General features: G+C 71.2%; 21 protein-coding genes. 13 read left to right on the top strand and 8 right to left on the bottom strand.

Features of this window, described 5'->3' with window-relative positions; genetic code table 11:
• Positions 1 to 116: 116 nt before the first annotated feature.
• From groL to ACFXB5_RS21415, 3 genes are all read right to left on the bottom strand, one after another.
• The gene (gene groL / locus ACFXB5_RS21425; RefSeq protein ID WP_385210165.1) at positions 117 to 1,742 is read right to left on the bottom strand and encodes a chaperonin GroEL; all 1,626 of its coding nucleotides are present in this window, start codon (positions 1,740 to 1,742) and stop codon (positions 117 to 119) included.
• A 94-nt stretch (positions 1,743 to 1,836) separates the two neighbouring features.
• Positions 1,837 to 2,145, bottom strand: coding sequence for a co-chaperone GroES (gene groES / locus ACFXB5_RS21420; RefSeq protein WP_014054228.1), 309 nt, complete (start codon positions 2,143 to 2,145; stop codon positions 1,837 to 1,839).
• A gap of 242 nt (positions 2,146 to 2,387) precedes the next feature.
• Entirely contained in the window at positions 2,388 to 3,488 is a 1,101-nt protein-coding gene (locus ACFXB5_RS21415) for a polysaccharide deacetylase family protein (RefSeq protein WP_385210162.1), read from the bottom strand.
• A gap of 77 nt (positions 3,489 to 3,565) precedes the next feature.
• Between ACFXB5_RS21415 and ACFXB5_RS21410 the strand changes: the two genes are divergently transcribed.
• Positions 3,566 to 4,747 carry a methyltransferase domain-containing protein gene (locus ACFXB5_RS21410; protein ID WP_385210159.1) on the top strand — a complete coding sequence of 394 codons (1,182 nt, stop codon included), beginning with the start codon at positions 3,566 to 3,568 and terminating at the stop codon, positions 4,745 to 4,747.
• A 321-nt stretch (positions 4,748 to 5,068) separates the two neighbouring features.
• The gene (locus ACFXB5_RS21405) at positions 5,069 to 6,478 is read left to right on the top strand and encodes an acyltransferase (protein ID WP_385210156.1); all 1,410 of its coding nucleotides are present in this window, start codon (positions 5,069 to 5,071) and stop codon (positions 6,476 to 6,478) included.
• A gap of 30 nt (positions 6,479 to 6,508) precedes the next feature.
• On the opposite strand, the gene ACFXB5_RS21400 is transcribed toward ACFXB5_RS21405, so the two are convergent.
• Entirely contained in the window at positions 6,509 to 6,976 is a 468-nt protein-coding gene (locus tag ACFXB5_RS21400) for an ATP-binding protein (RefSeq protein WP_385210154.1), read from the bottom strand.
• A gap of 158 nt (positions 6,977 to 7,134) precedes the next feature.
• Between ACFXB5_RS21400 and ACFXB5_RS21395 the strand changes: the two genes are divergently transcribed.
• From ACFXB5_RS21395 to ACFXB5_RS21375, 5 genes are all read left to right on the top strand, one after another.
• Positions 7,135 to 7,986 (top strand): helix-turn-helix domain-containing protein, encoded by an 852-nt coding sequence (locus tag ACFXB5_RS21395; protein WP_385210150.1) that lies wholly within the window; start codon positions 7,135 to 7,137, stop codon positions 7,984 to 7,986.
• A 10-nt stretch (positions 7,987 to 7,996) separates the two neighbouring features.
• Entirely contained in the window at positions 7,997 to 8,209 is a 213-nt protein-coding gene (locus ACFXB5_RS21390; protein ID WP_093463909.1) for a DUF397 domain-containing protein, read from the top strand.
• Between the two features lie 82 nt (positions 8,210 to 8,291).
• Complete coding sequence (locus ACFXB5_RS21385; RefSeq protein ID WP_385210147.1) at positions 8,292 to 9,128, top strand: arylamine N-acetyltransferase; 837 nt, start codon at positions 8,292 to 8,294, stop codon at positions 9,126 to 9,128.
• A 151-nt stretch (positions 9,129 to 9,279) separates the two neighbouring features.
• On the top strand, positions 9,280 to 9,453 hold the full coding sequence (locus ACFXB5_RS21380; RefSeq protein WP_385210144.1) for a hypothetical protein: 174 nt from the start codon (positions 9,280 to 9,282) through the stop codon (positions 9,451 to 9,453).
• A gap of 327 nt (positions 9,454 to 9,780) precedes the next feature.
• Positions 9,781 to 10,113 (top strand): hypothetical protein, encoded by a 333-nt coding sequence (locus ACFXB5_RS21375; RefSeq protein ID WP_385210142.1) that lies wholly within the window; start codon positions 9,781 to 9,783, stop codon positions 10,111 to 10,113.
• Here the strand turns inward: ACFXB5_RS21375 and ACFXB5_RS21370 are convergent.
• Complete coding sequence (locus tag ACFXB5_RS21370) at positions 10,071 to 10,874, bottom strand: hypothetical protein (protein ID WP_385210140.1); 804 nt, start codon at positions 10,872 to 10,874, stop codon at positions 10,071 to 10,073. The genes ACFXB5_RS21375 and ACFXB5_RS21370 overlap by 43 nt on opposite strands.
• Positions 10,875 to 11,062: 188 nt before the next feature.
• On the opposite strand from ACFXB5_RS21370, the gene ACFXB5_RS21365 reads away from it, so the two are divergent.
• Positions 11,063 to 11,920 (top strand): polysaccharide deacetylase family protein, encoded by an 858-nt coding sequence (locus ACFXB5_RS21365; protein WP_385210138.1) that lies wholly within the window; start codon positions 11,063 to 11,065, stop codon positions 11,918 to 11,920.
• A gap of 35 nt (positions 11,921 to 11,955) precedes the next feature.
• Here ACFXB5_RS21365 and ACFXB5_RS21360 read toward each other — a convergent pair whose 3' ends face one another.
• Complete coding sequence (locus ACFXB5_RS21360; protein ID WP_385210135.1) at positions 11,956 to 13,134, bottom strand: sensor histidine kinase; 1,179 nt, start codon at positions 13,132 to 13,134, stop codon at positions 11,956 to 11,958.
• Positions 13,131 to 13,874: a response regulator transcription factor gene (locus tag ACFXB5_RS21355; protein ID WP_385210132.1), complete on the bottom strand. Its 744-nt coding sequence runs from the start codon at positions 13,872 to 13,874 to the stop codon at positions 13,131 to 13,133. Before ACFXB5_RS21355 ends, ACFXB5_RS21360 begins: the two co-directional genes overlap by 4 nt.
• 238 nt (positions 13,875 to 14,112) lie before the next feature.
• On the opposite strand from ACFXB5_RS21355, the gene ACFXB5_RS21350 reads away from it, so the two are divergent.
• From ACFXB5_RS21350 to ACFXB5_RS21335, 4 genes are all read left to right on the top strand, one after another.
• A complete protein-coding gene (locus tag ACFXB5_RS21350; RefSeq protein ID WP_385210129.1) occupies positions 14,113 to 14,649 on the top strand; it encodes a hypothetical protein in 537 nt (178 codons plus the stop codon).
• The gene (locus tag ACFXB5_RS21345) at positions 14,646 to 15,710 is read left to right on the top strand and encodes a peptidoglycan-binding protein (RefSeq protein ID WP_385210126.1); all 1,065 of its coding nucleotides are present in this window, start codon (positions 14,646 to 14,648) and stop codon (positions 15,708 to 15,710) included. Before ACFXB5_RS21350 ends, ACFXB5_RS21345 begins: the two co-directional genes overlap by 4 nt.
• A gap of 143 nt (positions 15,711 to 15,853) precedes the next feature.
• Positions 15,854 to 16,615, top strand: a complete 762-nt coding sequence (locus ACFXB5_RS21340; RefSeq protein WP_385210187.1) for an ABC transporter ATP-binding protein — start codon at positions 15,854 to 15,856, stop codon at positions 16,613 to 16,615.
• Between the two features lie 62 nt (positions 16,616 to 16,677).
• Positions 16,678 to 17,817: an ABC transporter permease gene (locus ACFXB5_RS21335; protein WP_385210185.1), complete on the top strand. Its 1,140-nt coding sequence runs from the start codon at positions 16,678 to 16,680 to the stop codon at positions 17,815 to 17,817.
• A gap of 61 nt (positions 17,818 to 17,878) precedes the next feature.
• On the opposite strand, the gene ACFXB5_RS21330 is transcribed toward ACFXB5_RS21335, so the two are convergent.
• A complete protein-coding gene (locus ACFXB5_RS21330; protein ID WP_385210124.1) occupies positions 17,879 to 18,838 on the bottom strand; it encodes an alpha/beta fold hydrolase in 960 nt (319 codons plus the stop codon).
• Positions 18,839 to 18,961: 123 nt separating this feature from the next.
• Between ACFXB5_RS21330 and ACFXB5_RS21325 the strand changes: the two genes are divergently transcribed.
• Positions 18,962 to 21,181: a BTAD domain-containing putative transcriptional regulator gene (locus ACFXB5_RS21325; protein ID WP_385210122.1), complete on the top strand. Its 2,220-nt coding sequence runs from the start codon at positions 18,962 to 18,964 to the stop codon at positions 21,179 to 21,181.
• The last annotated feature ends 161 nt before the right edge of the window (positions 21,182 to 21,342 follow it).

Here is a 21,342-nt window from a genome sequence, read left to right as displayed (position 1 = left end):
GGGGCGCCCCCCCCCCGGTGTCGGGCCGGCGCGCGGCGGCACCCCAACACCCCCCGGCCGGCCCCCCCCGCGGGCCGCCCCCCCCTTCGCGCTGCTTGTGGCAGAACTCCGGAGCGTCAGTGCGCGTGACCGTGGCCGTGGCCCCCGGCCTCGGCCTCTTCCTCGGCCGGCTTCTCGACCACCAGGGTCTCGGTGGTGAGTAGCAGCGAGGCGATCGACGCCGCGTTCTCCAGCGCGGAGCGGGTGACCTTGACCGGGTCGATGACGCCGGCCTTCACCAGGTCGCCGTACTCCTCGGTGGCCGCGTTGTAGCCGTGGCCCTTCTCGAGCTCGGCGACCTTCGAGGTGATCACGTAGCCCTCGAGACCGGCGTTCTCGGCGATCCAGCGCAGCGGCTCGACCGCGGCGCGGCGGACCACGGCGACACCGGTGGCCTCGTCGCCCTGCAGGCCCAGGCTGTTCTCCAGCACCTTCGCGGCGTGGACCAGCGCGGAGCCACCACCGGAGACGATGCCCTCCTCGACCGCGGCGCGGGTCGCGGAGATGGCGTCCTCAAGGCGGTGCTTCTTCTCCTTGAGCTCGACCTCGGTGGCCGCGCCCACACGGATCACGCACACGCCGCCGGCCAGCTTGGCGAGCCGCTCCTGGAGCTTCTCGCGGTCCCAGTCGGAGTCCGTGGCCTCGATCTCGGCCTTGATCTGGTTGACGCGGCCGGTGACCTCGTCGCTCTTGCCGCCACCGTCGACGATCGTGGTGTCGTCCTTGGTGACGGTCACGCGGCGGGCGGTGCCCAGCACGTCCAGACCGACCTGGTCGAGCTTGAGGCCGACCTCCTCGGCGATGACGGTGCCGCCGGTAAGGGTGGCGATGTCGCCGAGCATGGCCTTACGGCGGTCACCGAAGCCGGGAGCCTTCACCGCGACGGCGTTGAAGGTGCCGCGGATCTTGTTGACGACGAGGGTGGAGAGGGCCTCGCCCTCCACGTCCTCGGCGATGATCAGCAGCGGCTTGCTGGCGTTGGCCTGGATGATCTTCTCCAGGAGCGGCAGCAGGTCCTGGATGGAGGAGATCTTGCCCTGGTGGATCAGGATGTACGGGTCGTCGAGGACGGCCTCCATCCGCTCCTGGTCGGTGACCATGTACGGCGAGAGGTAGCCCTTGTCGAAGGCCATGCCCTCGGTGAAGTCGAGCTCCAGACCGAAGGTGTTGGACTCCTCGACGGTGATGACACCGTCCTTGCCGACCTTGTCCATCGCCTCGGCGATCAGCTCGCCGACCTGCTTGTCCTGCGCGGACAGCCCGGCCACGGCGGCGATGTCGGACTTCTCGTCGATCGGGCGGGCGGTGGCCAGCAGGTCATCCGAGATGGCCTTGACCGCCGCGTCGATGCCCTTCTTCAGGGCAGCCGGGGAAGCGCCGGCGGCCACGTTCTTCAGGCCCTCGCGGACCAGCGCCTGGGCCAGCACGGTGGCGGTGGTGGTGCCGTCACCCGCGATGTCGTTGGTCTTGGTCGCCACCTCCTTGACGAGCTGCGCGCCAAGGTTCTCGTACGGGTCCTCGACCTCGACCTCTCGGGCGATCGTGACACCGTCGTTGGTGATGGTGGGGGCACCGAACTTCTTGTCGATGACGACATTGCGGCCACGGGGGCCGATGGTCACCTTGACGGTGTCCGCGAGCTTGTTGACGCCGCGCTCGAGGGCGCGACGGGCGTCCTCGTCGAACTTCAGGATCTTCGCCATGAGTTGCGTATGTCCTCTCAAACAAACCGTGCCCCGACCCCGGTTTCAGATGACACGGGCACCGGGGCACGGCTCATAGGCAAAACTTCGGTGATTACTTCTCGACGATCGCGAGAACGTCGCGAGCCGAGAGGACGAGGTACTCCTCGCCGCTGTACTTCACCTCGGTGCCGCCGTACTTGCTGTAGAGCACGACGTCACCGACGGAGACGTCGAGCGGAAGGCGCTTGCCGTCCTCGAAACGGCCCGGGCCCACAGCCAGGACGACGCCCTCCTGGGGCTTTTCCTTGGCGGTGTCCGGAATGACCAGGCCTGAAGCCGTGGTCTGCTCGGCGTCGAGCGGCTGGACCACAATGCGGTCCTCGAGCGGCTTGATGGCAACCTTGGAGCTGGTGGTCGTCACGATCCGACCTCCCCCTTCGGAGATCTCACGGGGTCATCTGTCTGAGGTGGCGACCAGGTGGATCCGTCGTCGCGGGTGCCGGACCTGCCCGTCGCTGTATCCCTGGCACTCATCGGTCCCGAGTGCCAGCCTCGACATTATGACGCGGTTAGCACTCAGTCAACTAGAGTGCCAAGCGACGTGGTGGCGACCTCCGGGCGGCACTCCGTGGCGGCACTCCGTGGCCGCTCCGCGGAGAGCCCTCATACGTAGTCCTCCAGCCGCCCGATCGTGAACCCCTGAGCCTGGATCGCCCGCACCAGCCCCGTGATCATGTCGGTCATCGACTGGCCCTCGAGCTGCTCCGGCCCCCGGAAGTGCGCGAGCACGATGTCCCCCGGCAGCAGATGGCCGCCGGAGCGGTAGGCCAGACCGTGGGTCTCCATCTCGGCGCGCCACAGCACCACGGTCCGCACCCCGCAGAAGGCCGCCGCGCGCAGGGTCGTGTCGTCGTACTCCCCGAACGGGGGACGGAAGAGCTTCGGCTGTTGACCGAAGCGGTGCCACAGGTTGTCGCGCTGGCCGCAGATCTCCCGCACCTGGTCGTCGTAGGCCATACCGGCCAGGCTGGGGTGGGTCAGGGTGTGGTTCTCCATGGGGTTGCCGAGCCGGCGCAGCCGGTCGAAGTAGTCGTAGTGGGTCCCGATCACGTTGTCGGTCAGGAACCCGGTGAACGGCAGCCCGAGCTCGCGGGCCTGCTCCACGAAGCGCGGGTCCTTCTCGATCCCGTCGTCGATCGTCACGAAGACCACCCGCTGGTCGGTCGGCACCCGCCGCACGGTCGGCGGCAGCCCCCACTGCTGCGGTCCCGACCGCCCGAGCGCGGGCTTGACGTCGGGCGGGGCGGGGGGCCTCGCCAGCGGCCGGTCCAGCCCCCAGCGGCGGTAGGCGTCGTACGCGCCCGCCGGGGCCGTACCGGGCGGCCCGGCGGCCGGGCCGGACGCCGAGGGGTCACCGGAGGGCGGCTGCCCGTCCTGGACCCGGCCGTCCCCGGCCCCTCCGTCGTCGCCCTCGTGCCCTTCGCCCCCCTCGCCCCCCTCGTACCCCTCGTGCCCCTCGTACCCCTCGTGCCCCGGCCCGGACGACGCCGGTGGCCGCTGCTCCGGCTTCCGTCCGGACGGCGGCCGCGACGACGCCGAGGGCGGGTCGTCCAGCCGTGGGGCGAGGGAGGCCGGTGGCATGGGAGCACCATGGCGGGAGCCGGTGTACGGCTCGGGGGCGGCGGCGAGGGATCCACAGGCCGTGAGCACGGCCGCCGCGCCGACGAGAACCAGACAGCGAGGAAAACCAGTCTTGATCATCATCACATAAGTGATCTTCGGGCCGAGGGCGCGCATATGCGCGCCGGGAGGGGGCGAATGCGCTCGCGGGAGCGGGGAGAATGGGCCATGTGGACGTTGACGCCTTCGATTCACTGCTCGGCGACGAGGGGCAGGCGCTGCTCACCGCGCTCCGCGACTACGACCCGGCGAAGGAGCTCGCCACCGCGACGCGGCTGCGCCGCGACCATCCCCCGGCGCTGGTCTCGGCGGCCCTGACCCAGGCCGCGCTGCGGCAGCGGGCAGTGGCCAAATTCGGCCCCGAGGACGCGCACCGCATGTACTTCACGCCGAACGGCGTCGAGCAGTCCACCCGCACCTCCGTGGCCGCGTACCGCGCCTCCCGCTTCGCGGAGTTCGGCGTCCGCCGCATGGCCGACCTGTGCTGCGGCATCGGCGGCGACGCGATCGCGCTCGCCCGCGCCGGGATCTCCGTCCTCGCCGTCGATCACGACCCGCTGACCTGCGCCGTCACCCGCGCCAACGCCGAGGCGCTCGGCCTGGCCGACCTCATCGAAGTCCGCTGCGCCGATGTCACCGACATCGACACCCGGGACTTCGACGCCGTCTTCGTCGACCCGGCCCGGCGCGGCGGCCGGGGCCGCGTCTTCGACCCCGAGGCCTACTCCCCGCCCCTCTCCTGGGCCATCGAGGCCGCCCGCACCACTCCGCGCGCCGCCCTCAAGATCGCCCCCGGCGTGCCGCACGAGGCGGTCCCCGAGGAGGCGGAGGCCGAGTGGATCTCGGACCACGGCCATGTGAAGGAGGCCGTCCTGTGGTTCGGCACCGCCCGCCCCGGGCTGCGCCGCGCCACGCTGCTGCCCACCGGCCACTCCCTCATCGGCACCCCGCTCCTCCCCGACCCCGAGCCCGGCCCGGTCGGCCGCTGGCTCTACGAACCGGACGGCGCCGTCATCCGCTCGCATCTCGTGGCCGATGTGGCGGCCCGCGTCGGCGGCCGGCTGATCGACCCGACGATCGCCTACATCACGACGGACGAGCTGCGCCCGACCCCGTTCGCCACCGCGTACGAGATCACGGATGTGCTGCCGTTCAACCTGAAGAAGCTCAAGGCGCTGCTGCGGGAGCGGGAGGTCGGCATCGCGACCATCAAGAAGCGCGGTTCGGCGGTCGAACCGGAGCAGCTCCGCAAGAAGCTGCGGCTCGAGGGCGGGAACGCCTGCACCATCGTGCTGACGCGCTCGGCGGGCTCCCCCACGATGCTGCTGGGGCACCCGGCCTAGGGTCTGTCGTCAAAGGGGGCGCCCGGCCGCGAGCGGCGGCTGGTGCGATCGATCGCGAGCCGGAGCGGCGCCCGCGTACTGGGCCGTACTCGGGTGATGCGACAACGCGGCGAGCGGCCGTGCCAGGCGTCGGGAGCGGGGCGCCCCCTTTGCCGGCAGGGCCTAACACGGCCACGACCGCCGAGAAAGATCGAGGCCGAACGGAAGGTGCGGGATTTCCCTAAACCCGGCTCCAGTTCATGAGGCCGCTCGCGACCGGGGAGTTAGGGTCAACGCGTCGACGCGACAGCGTGTTCGGTCCCGACGAAAGAGCGTGTGAGTATGACGGCATCCGCCACCGAGAGCGGCGCCAAGCGAACGTTCACCGTGCGTGCCGGAGAGGCGAGCGGTGACCGCATACGGCTGAGCGTCTACGACATGCTCATCGGGTCGATCTATACGCCTCGTGCTTTTTTCTACCGGGAGACGCTCGACGGCGAGGCGCTCCGCGCCTCCCTCGCCAGGACATTGCGCAACTTCCCGATCCTTTCCGGCCGCATGAAGAGGGATCCCGACGGCGGCCTCAGCGTGCTCTGCGACGATGGCGGTGTGCGCTTCGTCGAGGCATACGCATCCGAGCCCATGCCGGACTACGGGCCTCGCCATACGGCGAAAAAGGGGCTGGAGCGCCATCTCAGTCACGCCATGCCGTTCTGGGTGGTTGACCACGATACGCCGCTTTTCACGGTGAAACTCACCCATATGAAGGGCGAGGGCTCCATCCTGGGCCTCACGATGAACCACGCCGTGGCCGACGGGTCCAGCTATATGAGCTTCCTGGAGAGCTGGGTGAACGAGCACCGGGGCCTCGGATACGCCAAACCCGGCCACGACCGCGGCGTCATCGACACGCTCGGCGCGTCGGCCACAGGTGACACCCGTACGGGCGGCGCCCATCTCACCGTCACCGGGCGAGGCCAGAAGGCCGCCTTCATCGGCCGCGCCCTGATGGGCAGCCTCGGCAATGTGACGACGGTGACCACCCGCTTCACGGCCGCCGAACTGGCCACGATGAAGGACACCGCGATGGCCGACCTCGCGGGCACGGAGCGGTGGGTGTCGACCAATGACGCGCTGACCGCCCATCTGTGGAAAGTGCTCGGCGAATTGCGTGACCGCCCCGACGCGAGCGAGGAAAGGCTCGGCCTCATCGCCGACTTCCGTTCGTCCGTCGGCGAAGCCGTACCGGATGACTACTGGGGCAACGCCATCACCAATACCCGGCCCGGGATGACCGCGGCCGAACTGCGCGCCCGCTCTCTCGGCGAGGTCGCCGCGGCGGTCCGCGCGGGCCATGCCATGAACACGGAGGAGAGGATCCGCGAGGAAACGGCGTTCCTCTGTGCCGAACGCGATGCGGGACGCTTCAAGCGAGTCATGACCACCATGGCACTGGACGCGTTCGAGGGCACCATCGCGATCAACAACTGGTCGAAGCTCCCCTTCTACCGCATCGATTTCGGCCAGGGCGCCCCTTTCTGGTACGACTTCACCTCGACCCCCATTCCCTCGACCGTGCACATAGCACCGACCCCCGCCGACCAGAACGGCGCCCGCGATGTGCACATGGCCCTGCCCCGCACCCAGGTCCGGGCCCTTCGGGAGCCGTCCTGGGCGAGCCGGTTCCACCGTTACGCGGAGTCCGGCGAGATATTTCCGCTGACTTTCATGGACGCCAAAGCCAAGCGGTGAGGAAATCCGTAAAACCATGAAAGGCCGAGGCTAGCCCTCGCCCTCCTCCTTGCCCGCGAGCTCGAACCAGACCCCCTTCGCGTACGTGCCGACCGCGTCCCCCTCCGCCGTCCCCCACGCGTCGGCCAAGGCCGCCACCAGGCCGAGGCCGCGGCCGCGGAGACGATCGCCCTCGGGGAGGCGTGCCACGGCGGGGAGTTCGGCGGAGGCGTCGTAGACCAGGACGCGGAAGCGCGGCGGCTCGATCACCACACGCAGCATCAGGGATTCGCCCTCGGCGTGCAGAAACGCGTTGGTGGCCAGCTCCGAGGTGCACAGCGTCGCCGTGTCGACCAGCTCCTCCTGCCCCACGGAGTTCAGGACGCAGGCGACGAAGTCCCGGCAGACCTTGGGGGAGGTCGCGTGCCGACTGCTCTGCAGGGTGTAGACGTACGGATCCCTGGAGGGAACGGGTGGGCGGCGTGGGGGACGGTCGTCGGACTCGTGATCGGAATCCATGGGGCAACTCCCTGTGAGGGGGCCGACAGCGCGCGTACCGTTACGGCGATCAACGCGCAGTAGCGGCAACGACACCTACGGTAGGGCAGTGCTGCAAACAACTGCTACGGTCCCGTTGAATTTCCCCGACAATTACTCCTTGAGGGTTACGGAGGACCATGCCACCCAGGAGCGTCCCGACCGCGCGCCAAGTCCGGCTCGGTACAGAACTCAGGAGGATGCGCGAAGGCGCGGGTCTCAGCATTCAGGAGGCCGCCGACCGGCTGGGCATCAATCGCACCCACATCACCAACCTGGAGCTCGCGCGCTTCGGCGTGAGCGAGGAGCGGGTCCGGGCCCTCGCCGCCATCTACGCCTGCCCGGACAGCGCGTATGTCGAGGCGCTCGTCGCCATGACCCGGGAACGCAAAGGCGGCTGGTGGGAGGAGTACCGGGGCCATATCGCCACCGGCGGGCTCGATCTGGCCGAGTTGGAGTACTACGCCACGAGCCTGCGCGTGCTCGAAATCATGCATATGCCCGGCCTGTTGCAGACGGAGGAGTACGCGCGGGCGGTGCTCGGCTCCACCGTCCCGCAGTGGTCCGCCACGGACCTGAGACGCAGGCTCTCCCACCGCATGAAGCGCCGCGACATCCTGGACCGGGACGACCCGCCGTCGTGCACGTTCATCATCCACGAGGCGGCGCTGCGCATGCGGTTCGGAACGGACCTCGTCCTGCGCGCGCAACTGGACAGCCTGCTGGAGTCCTCCGAGCGGAAGAACGTCACCGTGCGCGTGCTGACCTTCGAGGCCGGAGGGTTCCATGTGCCCGGGCTCTCGGTCACCTACGCCCTGGGGACGGTGCCCCAGCTGGACACCGCGCAACTCGACGCCGCCCACGGACCGGTCTTCCTGGACGCGCAGTCACAGCTCGTCAACCATCGTGGAGTCCTGGACCGCACCACCGAGGCGGCCCTCTCCGTGGAGGAGTCACGTGATTTCATTCGTGACATCGCTCAACAGACATGAAGGCGTGGAGATGACCGAGGTCAACTGGCAGAAATCCTCCTATTCCAGCGCGGGGGACGGAAACTCCTGCATAGAACTCGCCCTCATAGGCACGACCGTCGCCCTCCGCGAGAGCGACGACCCCCGTACCGTCCTCGCCACGACCCCCGTGAAGCTGGGAGCCCTGCTCCGGTCCATCAAGGCGGGCGAGCTCGACCACCTCGCCGCGGCGCCGAAGGCGTAAGGGACCTACGTCCAGGGGACCAGGTGCGGCCCCCACCATGAGCGGAGGCCGGTGCCAGGGCCGCGGCGTTACGGTCGGCAGTATGGAACCGACCCGCACCGACCTCGATCTTGACGCCTATCTGGCCCGTATCGGCTGGACCGACGACCGGCGCCCCGCGCCCACCGCGGAGACGCTGCGGGCGGTGCACCGGGCGCACCTCATGTCCATCCCGTTCGAGAACCTCGAGCCCGTCCTCGGTTCGGCCCCCTCCCTCGCCCTCCCCGACCTCGAGGCCAAGCTGGTCCGCGGTCGGCGCGGCGGTTACTGCTACGAGCACAACACGCTGCTGACCGCCGCCCTCACCACCCTCGGCTTCGGCGTCACCGGCCTCACCGGCCGCGTCCGGGTCGGAGCGGCCCCCGGGGCGGTCCGTCCGCGTACCCACATGCTGCTGCTGGTCGAGATCCCGGGCGAGGAACGGCGTTACGTGGCCGATGTGGGCTTCGGCAGCATCGGAAGCCTCCTGGAGGCCGTGCCGCTCGTGGCCGACACCGAGTTCCACGACGGCACCCGGCGCCATCGCTACGTCCGCGAGCCGCACCCCGGCGGACTGGAGGACCTGTGGGTGTTCCAGGCCTTCCTCGACGGCTCCTGGCAGGACCAGTACGCCTTCACCCGGGAGCCCTGCCACGCGTCCGACTACGTGGTGATCAACTGGTACGTCGCCACCAGCCCGCGCTCGCCCTTCCAGCACAGCCTCTACGTCCAGCGCGCCACCCCGGACCGCCATCTCTCCCTGACCGGGCGGACCCTCGTCGAGACCGGCTCCGACGGCACCCGCAAGGAGCGCCAACTCGCCGACAGCGACCAGGTGCTGGGCGTTCTCACCGCCGACTTCGGCATCGAATTGCCCCCGGACACGGTCCTGCCGGACTGACCCCTCCGCCCACCGCGCCCACGGCTCCCCCACCACGCCGGGCCGTCCACCTCTAAAGCCAACCGGCCCCACCACCACACAGGACGGACACCTGCGAGCGGCCATCACCCGCCTCATCGCCCTCGCCCACGAGCACGACTGCGCCGCCATCGTGATCGAGAACCTGGGCTTCTCCGACGCCCGCACCACCGGCCGGGTGACCATGGGACGCGGCCGCCGGGGCAAGGCCTTCCGCCGCACCGTGGCCCAGATCCCCACCGCACGCTTCCGCGAACGACTGCGCTCCATGGCCTGTCACCAGGGCCTGGCCGTCATCGCCGTCTGACCGCACCCGACCAGAGGATCGGGCGGCGGAGAGCTACCGGCCAGACCGCATCCCCGTCCAGGCCACGCGGGACCACGAGCCCCCCAGGACAGCGGGCACGCCCCACCAGGGCGGCAAGACCCGACCGCGCCGAAGTGACCAACTCGTGCCGCTCCCCGACCTCGAAGACCGTTCGCGAGGTCACCAGGCCCCAAACAGCCCGGTCTGTGATGAGTTGGCGGACACCGGCCAACTTCCATAGAAGCGGTGGCTCTCCACACCGGCCCCGGTCATGGCACGATCATCCCGCTAATGGGCCGATGGGAGGGTGGCAGGGACGGATGAAACATGAGTAAAGACAAACTGTCCGTATCGGACCAGGATCTGTCGGATCTCATCAAAGACCTTGAGGGGATGCTCAGTTACCTCGAGGAACAGATCGAGCGTCTCGGTCATCTGAGGCAGTCGGTGGACCCCGACGATCACAAGACCCCGGCCGCCGCCGCGTACAAGAAGCTGGAGCGCGACGCCTATACGGACGCCGTGCGGGTCAGGCAGCTGCTGACCCGGATCGAGGAGGTCGCCAAGGAGCGCGGGGAGACCCCGGGTGAGCGGTACGAGGAGCTGCGGACCCGCTTTCAGTCACTGCAGAAGCCGTCGTCGGAGAAGCCGTCGTCATAGCCGGAGTCCGGACGGCGGGCGTCCGGACCGCCGGTGTCGGGACCGCCGGTGTCGGGACCGCCGGTGTCGGGACCGCCGGTGTCGGGACCGCCGGTGTCGGGACCGCGGGTGTCGGGACCGCGGGTGTCGGGACGGAGGGGGCGGAGTTCGCGTCTGACCAGGCGGTAGTAGTCGATCGCCTTGGCCATGCCGAGCGCGCCGGCGGCCGCGAAGACCAGGCCGATACCGGCGACCGTGCCGACGCTCTCCGTACCGACATCCGAGACGGCGGCGAACCCGCCCAGCGCCAGCCCCAGGCAGGTCAGCACGATGGACGGGCCCAGCCACAGGAGAGCGCCGCCGGAGACCCGCCAGTGGGGCAGCGACTGGGGATCGCGCTCCAGCTCCGCCCAGTCGCGGAGGCACGCGCCCACGAAGACATCGCGCCGGATGCCGGACGCCACCCCGAGGCTGGAGGGGACCGTGGCGCCCAGGGCGAGACCCAGGAAGATCACGCCCAGTACGTGCTCGATGATCTCGCCCTTCACCAGGAACTGGAACCCCGAGACCGCGAGGCTCCACCCCAGCGCGAAGACGAGCGTGGACAGCCACAGCAGCAGCGCCCGGTGCGGCGCCAGATACCACCGCGCCAGCGCCCCCATCGCCCGCGCCCGCTCATCGAGCAACCCGGCGCGGTCCTTCCACGGCCGCTCGTCCGGAGCGGGCGGCGGTGGCGGAAGCTCGTTGGGCGGCGTCATGGCGTCCTTCCTCATGGCACTCATGGCACTCATGGCACGCACGGCACTCGTGGCACCCGTGGCACGCACAGCACTGCGGTGTACGCCGACGCAGTCTCTCAGCTCACGAGGGCAGGCCACTTGACCTTCTCACTTGTGTGAGGGTTTCACGATGTCCATCGAGCGGCGCCGAACCGCCGCACAGCTGAGCCGCACAGATGAGGTGAGCCCTGATGGACAACCAGCTCTTCGACTACAGCCCCATCGTCGAACGCGCCCCGATCCACTGGCCCGACGGCGCCCGGGTGGCCTTCTACGTGGGGCTGAACGTCGAGCACTACGCGGTTGACCGCCCCTCCACCAGTATCTTCCCCGACACCAGGGCGCTGGCGCCCGATCCGCTGAACTACGGGTGGCGGGACTACGGGCCCCGGGTCGGGATCTGGCGGCTGATCGAGAGCCTGGACCGGCACCAGGTGCGGGCGAGCGTGATGCTCAACTCCGATGTCGCCGAGCGCTACCCCCAGATCATCCGGGCCGGCCGCGAGCGGAACTGGGTGTGGGCGGCGCACGGCAAGAACAACTCGATCCTCCAGGCGGACATGTCCCCCGAGGAGGAGCGCGGCTACCTCACCGACGTGATCGGCACCATCGAGAAGGCCACCGGCCGCAGGCCGCGCGGCTGGCTGGGACCGGCCCTGACCGAGACCTTCCGCACCCCGGAGCTCCTGGCCGAGCTGGGGCTGGGATACGTGCTGGACTGGGCCAACGACGACCAGCCGTACCGGCTGAACGTGCCGGGCATGCTGAGCGTGCCGTATTCGATCGAGGTCAACGACGTCCAGATGTTCGTCGGCAAGAGCCTCAGCGGGCCGGACTTCGTCCGGATCGTCAAGGACCAGCTGGACCAGCTCTACGCGGACTCGGCCGACAGCGGGCGGGTGATGTCCCTGGTGCTGCATCCGTTCGTGATCAACCAGCCCTTCCGGCACAGGTACGTGGACCAGGCGCTGGAGTACGTGGTGAACCACCCCGGGGTGTGGGTGACGACCAGCGACGAGATCGCCGACCACTACGCCCGGACGGCGTGAGGGCGTGCGCCGAGGCCGGTCGGGACCACACGCCCTTATGGGAAACGGACCCTGACCGAGAGGCCGCCGCCCGGGTTGGCGTCCGCGGTGGCCTCCGCGCCGTGGGCCCGCGCGATGGACGCGACGATGGACAGGCCGAGTCCGGTGCCCTCCCCGGGGGTGTGCGCGCGCTCGTTCAGACGGCGGAACGGTTCGAAGAGCCGGTGGACGGTGTCCGCGGGGATCTCCGGGCCCGTGTTGGAAACCCGCAGCACCCGGTCGGCGAGCTGGACGCGGATGCGGCCGCCCTGGTGGTTGTACGCCACCGCGTTGGCGACGAGATTGCGGACCAGATGGGCGAGCAGGACCGGGTCGCCCGGAACCCGCAGCGGCTCCACGGTGGTCGTGACAGTGATCGCCTTTTCGCGGGCCTCGTCGGAGAACCCGGCGGTGACGACCGCGACCGTCTCGTCCATCTCGACGTCCTCGCGGCGCTGGATGCCCTGGTCGGTGGCGGCGAGCAGGAGAAGCGACTCGATGAGTCTTTCGCTGGTGTCCGCGGCCTTGATCAGCTCGGCCCGGATCCACGCCACGCGTTCGGGGTCGGCGTCGGCCAGGCCGATCTCGGCGGCGGCCCGCTGGACGGCCAGCGGTGTGCGCAGCTCGTGCGCGGCGTTCGCCGCGAACCGCTGCTGGGCCGTCACCAGTTGTTCCAGCCGACCCAGCATCTGGTCGAAGGTGTCGGCCAGTGCCTTGAGCTCCCCGGGCGGTCCCTTGAGGCCGATGCGCTGGTGGAGGTTCTCCCCGGAGAGCTTGCGCGCGGTGGCGGTGATAACGCCGACCGGGCGCAGCACCCGGCCCGCCATCCACCAGGCCAGGAAGAGCGAGAGCACCGCGAAGACGCCGAGCGCGATGCCCGAGACGGTCAGCAGGCGGCTGAGGGTGGTGGCGGTGAGGGCCGCCACCGTCCGTGTCTTGGCGGCCTCGCCCACCTTGTTCGCCGGGACGACGGTGTACTCGTCCCCCTGGACGGCGCCGGGAGGGATGTCTCCGTCGGAGTTCATCCGCGGCCCGCGCGGCACGGGGGTGACCGCCTTGCCGAGACGTGCGTCCAGGTCGTCCTGGAGCAGTGCGTAGATGACACCGGCCAGGACGCCTCCGGCCAGGAGCAGGAGCCCGCCGTACAGGGCGGTGAGGCGGGCCCGCTCCGTCGTGGGCAGCAGTCGGCGCATCATCGCCCGGCCTGCCCGGAATCGCCGGATCCGGAGGTGCCCGCGGAGCGGGGTGTGTCCGCGGCGTGCTGCCGGGACCGGGCGGAGGCGGCGATCCGGTATCCGGCGCCGGGCACGGTCTCGATCACCGGCGGGCTCCCGAGCTTGGTGCGCAGGCGGCTCAGGGCGACGCGCACGGGGTTGGTGTCGTACCCGGCGTTCTCCTCCCACACCTTCTCGATGAGGTCCTCGCCGCTGACGACGGCGCCGTTCGCGCGCATCAGCGTTTCGAGGACGGCGAACTCCTTGCGGGTGAGGGAGAGCGCCGCGCCGTCGCGGTCGGCCTGACGGCGGGCGGTGTCCAGGGTGATCCCGGCACGCTCGATCACCGGCGGCAGCGCGGGCTGGACGCGGCGGCCGAGCGCGAGCACGCGGGCGAGCAACTCCTCGTAGGCGAACGGCTTGGTGAGGTAGTCGTCGGCGCCGAGGCTCAGGCCCGCCACCCGCTCGGGAACGGTCACCGAGGCGGTGAGCATCAGCACCCGGGTGAGCAGGCCCTCGGCGACCAGGCGGCGACACACCTCGTCGCCGTGCATACCGGGAAGGTCGCGATCGAGTACGAGGACGTCGTAGTCGCCGAACTGGAGCTTGCGCAGAGCGCTGACTCCATCGAGGGCGACATCGACCGTGATCGCGTCGCGGCGCATGCCGTCGGCGATCATCTCGGCGAGGAACGCGTTGTCTTCCACCACCAGAACACGCATGGGCCCTGTCTACCTGACGGGCGCCTTTCGCCGTTGTTACACGTGTCCGCGTTACACGTGTCCGCGTTACACGTGTCCGCGGTGCCGCCCCGCGGCGCCGGGCGGGGCGGCCAGACCCGTGCGTCTGTAAGAGAAACGAAACAGTCCCATCGGTCACTCTCCGATCTGTCCGCACACCACGCGGTCGCCGCACGGCGCGCAGCACGGTGCGGCGGCCCGTACGCGAGGAGAGAGAACCGTGAGGAACCACAGGCTCACCCTGGCCCTGGCGGCCACCACGGCCGGTCTGGCCCTGTTCGTGACCGGCTGCTCCGGCTCGTCCGACTCCGACGGGGCCAAGGATTCGTCCTCGTCCGAGAGTTCGACCGCTTCGGGCGGGTCCAGCGGCTCGGGCGACTCGGGCTCGGCCGCTTTCGACAAGGCCCAGAAGCTGCGCACGTGTCTGCGGGGCAAGGGCATCGACGTTCCGGACCTCAAGCCGGGCGAGGATCCGCACTCGGCGACGCTCGGGCAGCCGGAGGGCACATCCGCGGACAAGTGGTCCAAGGCGCTCAAGAACTGCGGCTCCAACATGGCCGGGGGCGGCTCCGGCGGCGCCGCAGACCAGCAGGACTCGCTCGACCAGCAGGTCAAGATCGCCGAGTGTGTGCGGGGCAAGGGCTTCGACATGCCCGACCCGAAGCCCGGCCCCGGCGGGGGCAACACCGGCTTCCGGGTCCCGAAGGGAGCCGACCCCGACAAGTTCCTCAAGGCCCTCAACGAGTGCGCGGCATGAGGCGGGCGGCCATCGTCGTCCCGCTGGTCGTGGTCGCGGCCGTCATCGGCGGCGGCGTCGCGGTGACGGGACTGGCCCAGCCGCAGAAGGACGAATCCGGGCCGCGGCGGTCCCAACTGCCCGCGGCGACAGAACGCGTCGTACGCGGCGACCTGACCAGCAGCACCAGCGTCGACGGCACGCTCGGCTACTCCCGGGAGCGCAAGCTGAACGCCGGGGCGTCCGGCACTCTCACCTGGGTGACCCGCAGCGGCTCCACCGTCAAGCGGGACGGCCGTCTGTACGCCCTCGGCGGCAAGGACGTACGCCTGATGTACGGAAGCGAGCCGATGTACCGGACGCTGCAGAAGGGCGACACGGGCACCGACGTCAAGCAGCTGAAGGAGAATCTGGTCGAGCTCGGGTACGGCGGCGCCCTCGTCGCCGACGACAAGTTCACCGCGGGCACGGCCGCGGCCGTCGAGCGCTGGCAGGAGCACCACGGGCTGGCGGAGACCGGCCGGATCGGGGCCGACCAGATCGCCTTCGCGTCCGGCCCGCTGCGGGTGCAGAGCGTGAACGCGTCGGCCGGCGACGTGGCGGCGCCGGGCCAGAAGATCATGACCACCACCGGTTCCGACCGGGTCGTGCGCCTCGAGGTCAAGGTCTCCGAGGCCGCGCTGGCCAAGCCGGACCACAAGGTGCGGGTGGAGTTGCCCGACGGAACCGTCGCCGACGGGACGGTCTCCTCCGTGGGCGAGGTCGCCACGACGGGGGACGACCCGGACGACAAGGCCCCGAAGGTCGACGTCACTGTCACCTTCGACGATCCCGGTGCGGTGGAGGGCGTCGACAAGTCCCCCGCCACCGTCGTGTTCACCGGCCGGATCCGCAAGGACGTGCTCAGCGTTCCGGTCAGCGCTCTGCTCGCTCTGGAGGACGGCTCGTTCGGCGTCCAGGTCGTCGCGGGCGGCAAGGCACGCGAGGTCAAGGTGCGGCTCGGCATGTTCGCTCAAGGCCGGGTCGAGGTCTCCGGCGCCGGAGTGCGGGACGGTATGCGCGTCGGGGTGCCCACGACATGACCACCCCTGATCTCCCAGTCCCTGACGCGACCGCCGACGCCATGCCCGCCGCTGACATGACCGCCGCCATGCCCACCGACGCCATACCCACCGCTGACATGACCGCCGCTGACATGCCCGCCGCTGACATGACCGCCGCCGACATGACCGCCGCCGACATGACCGTCGGCGATGCCGCCCGGACCGGTCCCGTGGTGCGGCTGACGGGTGTGACCAAGGAGTACCCGGGCGGGGTCGTGGCCCTGCGCGGTGTGGATCTGACCATCGGCCGGGGCGAACTGGTGGCCATCGTCGGCCCATCGGGGTCGGGCAAGTCGACCCTGCTGCACATCGTGGGCACCCTCGACCAGCCCACGGCCGGTTCGGTCACCATCGCGGGCCATGACGCGGCCGGGCTCAGCGACCGCGGCCTGTCCGCGCTGCGCGCCCAGCACATCGGCTTCGTCTTCCAGGCGTTCCACCTCGTACCGGGCATGAGCGCGCAGGCCAACGTCGCCGAGGGCCTGCTCTACTCCGGTCTGCCGCGCGCCGAACGCCGCAGGCGCGCGGTGGAGACCCTGGAACGGGTCGGCCTCGGCGACCGGCTGAACCACCGGCCGCATGAGTTGTCCGGCGGTCAGAAGCAGCGAGTCGCCATCGCCCGCGCGGTCGTGGGCGAGCCCGATCTGCTCCTCGCCGACGAGCCGACCGGCGCGCTGGACTCCGCCTCCGGCGAGGCCGTCGTGGAACTCATCCACGAACTCAACAAGGAGGGCGCGACCATCGCGGTCATCACCCACGACACCGAGATCGCCGGCCGGCTGCCCCGGCAGGTGCGGATCCGCGACGGCAACATCGTCCAGGACACCGCTCACGACCAGGGGCACGCGGGTACCCCCGGCCACGTACCGAGCGGGGCCCGGTGAGGCGGCGGGGGCCGGTGCTCAAACCGGCCCGTCTGACACCGCTGGACATCCTGCACACCGGGATGGCCGGGATGCGCAACCGCCCGATGCGCGTCGTGCTGTCCGCTCTCGGTATCGCCATCGGCATAGCGACAATGATCTCGGTGGTGGGCATCTCCGCCTCCAGCAAGGAGGAACTCCTGCGGGAACTCGACAAGCTCGGCACGAACATGCTGGTCGTCACCCCCGGCACGGATCTGGTCACCCAGAAGAAGGTGCCGATGGCCGAGGACGCGGCGGGCAGGGTGGCCCGGATCGACGGCGTCGAGCACGTCGGCGCCACCGGCCTGCTGGATCACACCGTCCGCCGGTCGGAGAAGATCGACGACATGATCACCGGGGGTATCTCGGTCCAGAGTGCCACCGAGGACCTGCTGACCACCCTGCGGGGCGGCATGCGCGGCGGCACCTGGCTCAACGCGGCCACCGGCAAGTACCCCTCGGTGGTGCTCGGCGACGTCGCGGCTCAGCGCCTCGGTATCACCGAGCCCGGTCAGCGGGTCTATATCGACGACGAGTACTTCACCGTCCTCGGCATCCTCGACGAACTGCCGTTGGCCCCCGAGATCGCCCGCTCCGCCCTGGTCGGATGGGAGGTCGGACGGACACGACTCGGCTTCGACGGCCGGCCGACCACGATCTACGAACGCTCCACCGACGGCAGGGTAGAGCCGGTCCACAGCCTGATCCCGCGCACGGTCGACCCCCAGACGCCCCACAACGTCGAGGTCACCGACCCGTCATCCGGGCTCCAGGCCAAGGCCGCCACCGAGGGCGCCTTCAGCAACCTGCTGCTCGGACTCGGCGGAGTGGCCCTCCTGGTCGGCGGAGTCGGCGTCGCCAACACCATGATCATCTCAGTGCTGGAGCGCCGCTACGAGATCGGACTGCGCCGCTCCATCGGCGCGACCCGGGGTCAGATCCGGGGCCAGTTCGTCACCGAGTCGCTGCTGCTGTCCGGACTCGGCGGTCTCGCCGGCATCCTCCTGGGCGCCGCCGCCACCGGCATCTACGCCATCAGCAACGGCATTCCCTGGGTGATCCCGCCATGGACGATCGGCGGCGGTTTCGGCGCCACCCTCGTCATCGGCACCGTCGCGGGCCTCTACCCAGCGGTCCGCGCTTCCCATCTGTCCCCGACGCTCGCTCTCCACGCGACCTGATCCAGGCGGCCCCGCCACGATGTGGGCGGGGGCGTGACATGTGACGACAACTCCTGAGCTCCTAGCGGGAGAGCAGCTCCCGCAGCGCCTTGGCGATGTCGGCGGGCGCCTCCTCGGCCATGAAGTGGCCGTAGCCGACGGTGTGGTGCTCCAGGTCGTCGGCCCAGGCGCGCCACAGCGCCGCCGCGTCATAGTCGAGGGCGGCGCCCCAGTCCTGCTGGATGACGGTGAGCGGCATCGTCAGCCGGCGTCCGCCGTCCCGGTCGGCCCGGTCGTGGTCGACGTCGACACCGGCGGAGGCCCGGTAGTCGGCCACGATCGACGGCACCGCGGCGCGGCAGGCGTCCAGATAGGCGGCGCGGACCTCGGCGGGGATGGCCCGCGGGTCGCCCGCCCACAGGTCGAGGAAGTGGCCGAAGAAGTCGTCGGGGCAGGCGGCGATCATCCGCTCGGGCAGCCCCGGGGGCTGGGCCATCAGAAAGAGGTGGAAGCCGACGGCGGCGGTGGTGCCGTGCAGCACGTCCCACATGTCGAGGGTCGGCAGCACGTCCAGGCAGGCGAGATGGGTGATCGTCGCGGGGTGGTCGAGGCCCGCCCGGAAGGCGACCAGGGCGCCGCGGTCGTGACCGGCGAGCGCGAAGCGGTCATGCCCGAGGGCGTGAGCCAGGGCGACGATGTCGGCGGCCATGGTGCGCTTGGCGTAGGCGGCGGGGTCGGTGTCGGTGTCGACATTGGCGTCGGTGTCGGTGTCGGTGTCGGTGTCGGCATTGGCATCGGTATTGGTATTGGTATCGGCATCGGCTGCCGGTTTGTCGCTGGCGCCGTAGCCGCGCAGGTCAGGGCAGATCACGGTGTGATCGGCCGCGAGGTCGGCGGCCACATGCCGCCACATGAGGTGGGTCTGCGGGAAGCCGTGCAGCAGGACGACGGGGCTGCCGGAGCCCGCGACGGCCACGTTCAGGGACACGCCGTCGGCGACGGGGACGCGGCGATAGTCGAAGCCGGGAATGACAGAGGCCATGGGTCAGCGCGCTTTCTGTGGACGGCCGGGCGGCCGGATGACGTAGGCGACCAGGAGGTGACCAGGTGGCTGTCAGCCTGCCGGGTGCGGATGAGCATCCGATCAGCGCGCTACGGTGACCGCATGCGGGTCGGTTTCGGGGTGCTGGGGCCGGTGGTGGCCTGGGACGCGGACGCCGACGGGCGCGCTGTCGCGCTCAAGGGGCCACGGCACCGCGCGGTGCTGGCCCGGCTGATCGTCGCCCGCCGCCGCGTCGTACCCGTCTCCCGGCTGATCGAGGACCTGTGGACGGAGCCGCCGCCGGGCGCGGTGGGCGCGGTGCGTACGTTCGTGGCCGCGCTGCGCCGCGCGCTGGAGCCGCAGCGCCCGCCGCGCACCCCGGCCCGGCTGCTGGTCACCGAGGGCCCCGGGTACGCGCTGCGGGCCGACCCGGACGCGGTGGACGCCTGGCGCTTCGAACAGGACGTGGCCGCCGCCGCGACCCTGCCGCCGGACGGCGCACTGCCCCGGCTGGAGGAGGCGCTGAGCCGGTGGCGCGGGCCCGCGTACGCGGAGTTCGCCGACGAGGGCTGGGCCCGGGGCGAGCGCTCCCGGCTGGCGGAGCTGCGGCTGCACGCCGTCGAACGGCAGGCGGAGGCCCGGCTGGCGCTGGGCCGGGCCGCCGAGGCGGTGCCGGACCTGGAGGCGCATCTGGCCGAGCACCCCTGGCGCGAGGGCGCCTGGCGGACGCTGGCCCTCGCGCTGTACCGCACCGGCCGCCAGGGCGACGCGCTGGCGGTGCTACGCCGGGCCCGTGCGCTGCTGGTCGAGCAGCTGGGCGTGGACCCCGGCCCTGAGCTGCGCCGCCTGGAGACGGACATCCTCGGCCAGGCGCCCCACCTCGACCCCGCCGCGGCGCGGGGCGGCGCGGCGGCGGGCGGCGCGGCGGCCCAGGTGTGGGCGGACGCGACCGCCGCGTACGACCGCACCGTGGCCTCCGGCGCCCGGACCCGCCTGGAGTCGACCGCCGCCCTGCTCCGCGACCTCTCGATGACCGGTGGCGGCGGCCTGCTGACGGCCCGGCAACAACGCGTGGCGGCCGTCGCGGCGGCGGAAGAACTGGGCGACCCGGAACTGACCGCCCGAGTCATCGGCACCTACGACGTCCCCGCGATCTGGACCCGCCTGGACGACCCGGAACAGGCGGCATCGATCGTAAGGGCAGCCGAACGCACGCTGGCCGCGCTCGCGGCCGACTTCCCGACCGAGCCCGGTGCGCCCGATCACGAGCCCCCTGGCAGCGGAGCAACGGGCTCCGGCCCGCCCGGCCACGAACCGCCCGGCCACGAACCGCCCGGCCACGAGCTGCCCAGCCACGAGCCGCCCAGCCACGAGCCGCCCAGCGACGGGGCAACCGGCCCCGCAGCCCCTGGCCACGGCGCCCCCGCGCACGAGACGCCCGGCCATGCGCCGACCGGCCATGACGCGATTCGCGCCCGGTTGTTGGCGACGATCGCCGTCGAGTCGCGGGGTGGGCGCTCCGAGCGGAGGCGGCAGGCGGCTCGGCAGGCTGAGGAGATCGCCCGGCGGCTGGACGATCCCGGGCTGCTGGCGTTCGCGCTGAACGGCGTCTTCATGCAGAGCTTCGAGCGCGCGGGGCTGGCGCCGCGCCGGGACGCCACCGGGGCCGAGCTGATCGCCCTCGCTGCGCGGCACGGGCTGGTCGCCTTCGAGGTGCTCGGTCATCTCATCCGGCTCCAGGCCCGCAGCGCGCTCGGCGACTTCGCGGCGGCCGACCGGCACGCGGCCGCCGCCGAGCGTCTGGGCGAGCGCCATGAGCGGCCGCTGGTGGGGGTGTTCACCGCGTGGTACCGGGCGCTGCGGCTGGCCGCGACGGAACGGGCGGACGAGGGCGAGGCCGAGGCCGCGGTCGAGGCGGCCTACCGGGACGCCGCCGCGCGGCTGGACGGCGCCGGGATGCCCGGCCTGGAGCGCGGTCTGCTGCCGCTCGCGCTGCTCTGTCTGCGCGTGGAGCGGGGGCGCCCCGCCCCGACCGACGCGGACCTCGACTGGGGGCCCTACGCGCCCTGGACCCGCCCGCTGGTGCTGCTGGCGCAGAACCGCCGCGCCGAGGCCGCGGCGGCGCTGCGCGAGGTCCCGGAGCCGCCCCGAGATCTGCTGCTGGAGGCCCTGTGGTGTCTCACCGGGCGGGCGGCCATCGCCGTCGGCGACCGGGAGACGATCGCCCGCGCCCGCGCCGCGCTGGCCCCCGCGGAGGCCGAGCTGGCCGGCGCGGGCAGCGGGCTGCTCACCCTGGGCCCGGTCTGCCGGCACCTGGCCGATCTGGCCGAGGCCCTGCGGTAACGACACGGCCCGGCGCCCTATGGCCGGGGGTATGGCCGGGGGTGCGGTCGCGTACCGTACGGCGACGGTGCGGCCGGGCGCCTTACGGCGGGGGCAGCCGAGCACCGTACAGCCAGGGTGCAGCCGGACACCGTACAGCCAGGGGGCAGCCGAGCACCTTA

The sequence above is a fragment of the Streptomyces sp. NPDC059455 genome (genome assembly GCF_042750115.1).
In the GTDB taxonomy this organism is placed as follows: domain Bacteria; phylum Actinomycetota; class Actinomycetes; order Streptomycetales; family Streptomycetaceae; genus Streptomyces; species Streptomyces endocoffeicus.
This window is presented reverse-complemented; position numbering and strand designations above follow the sequence as displayed.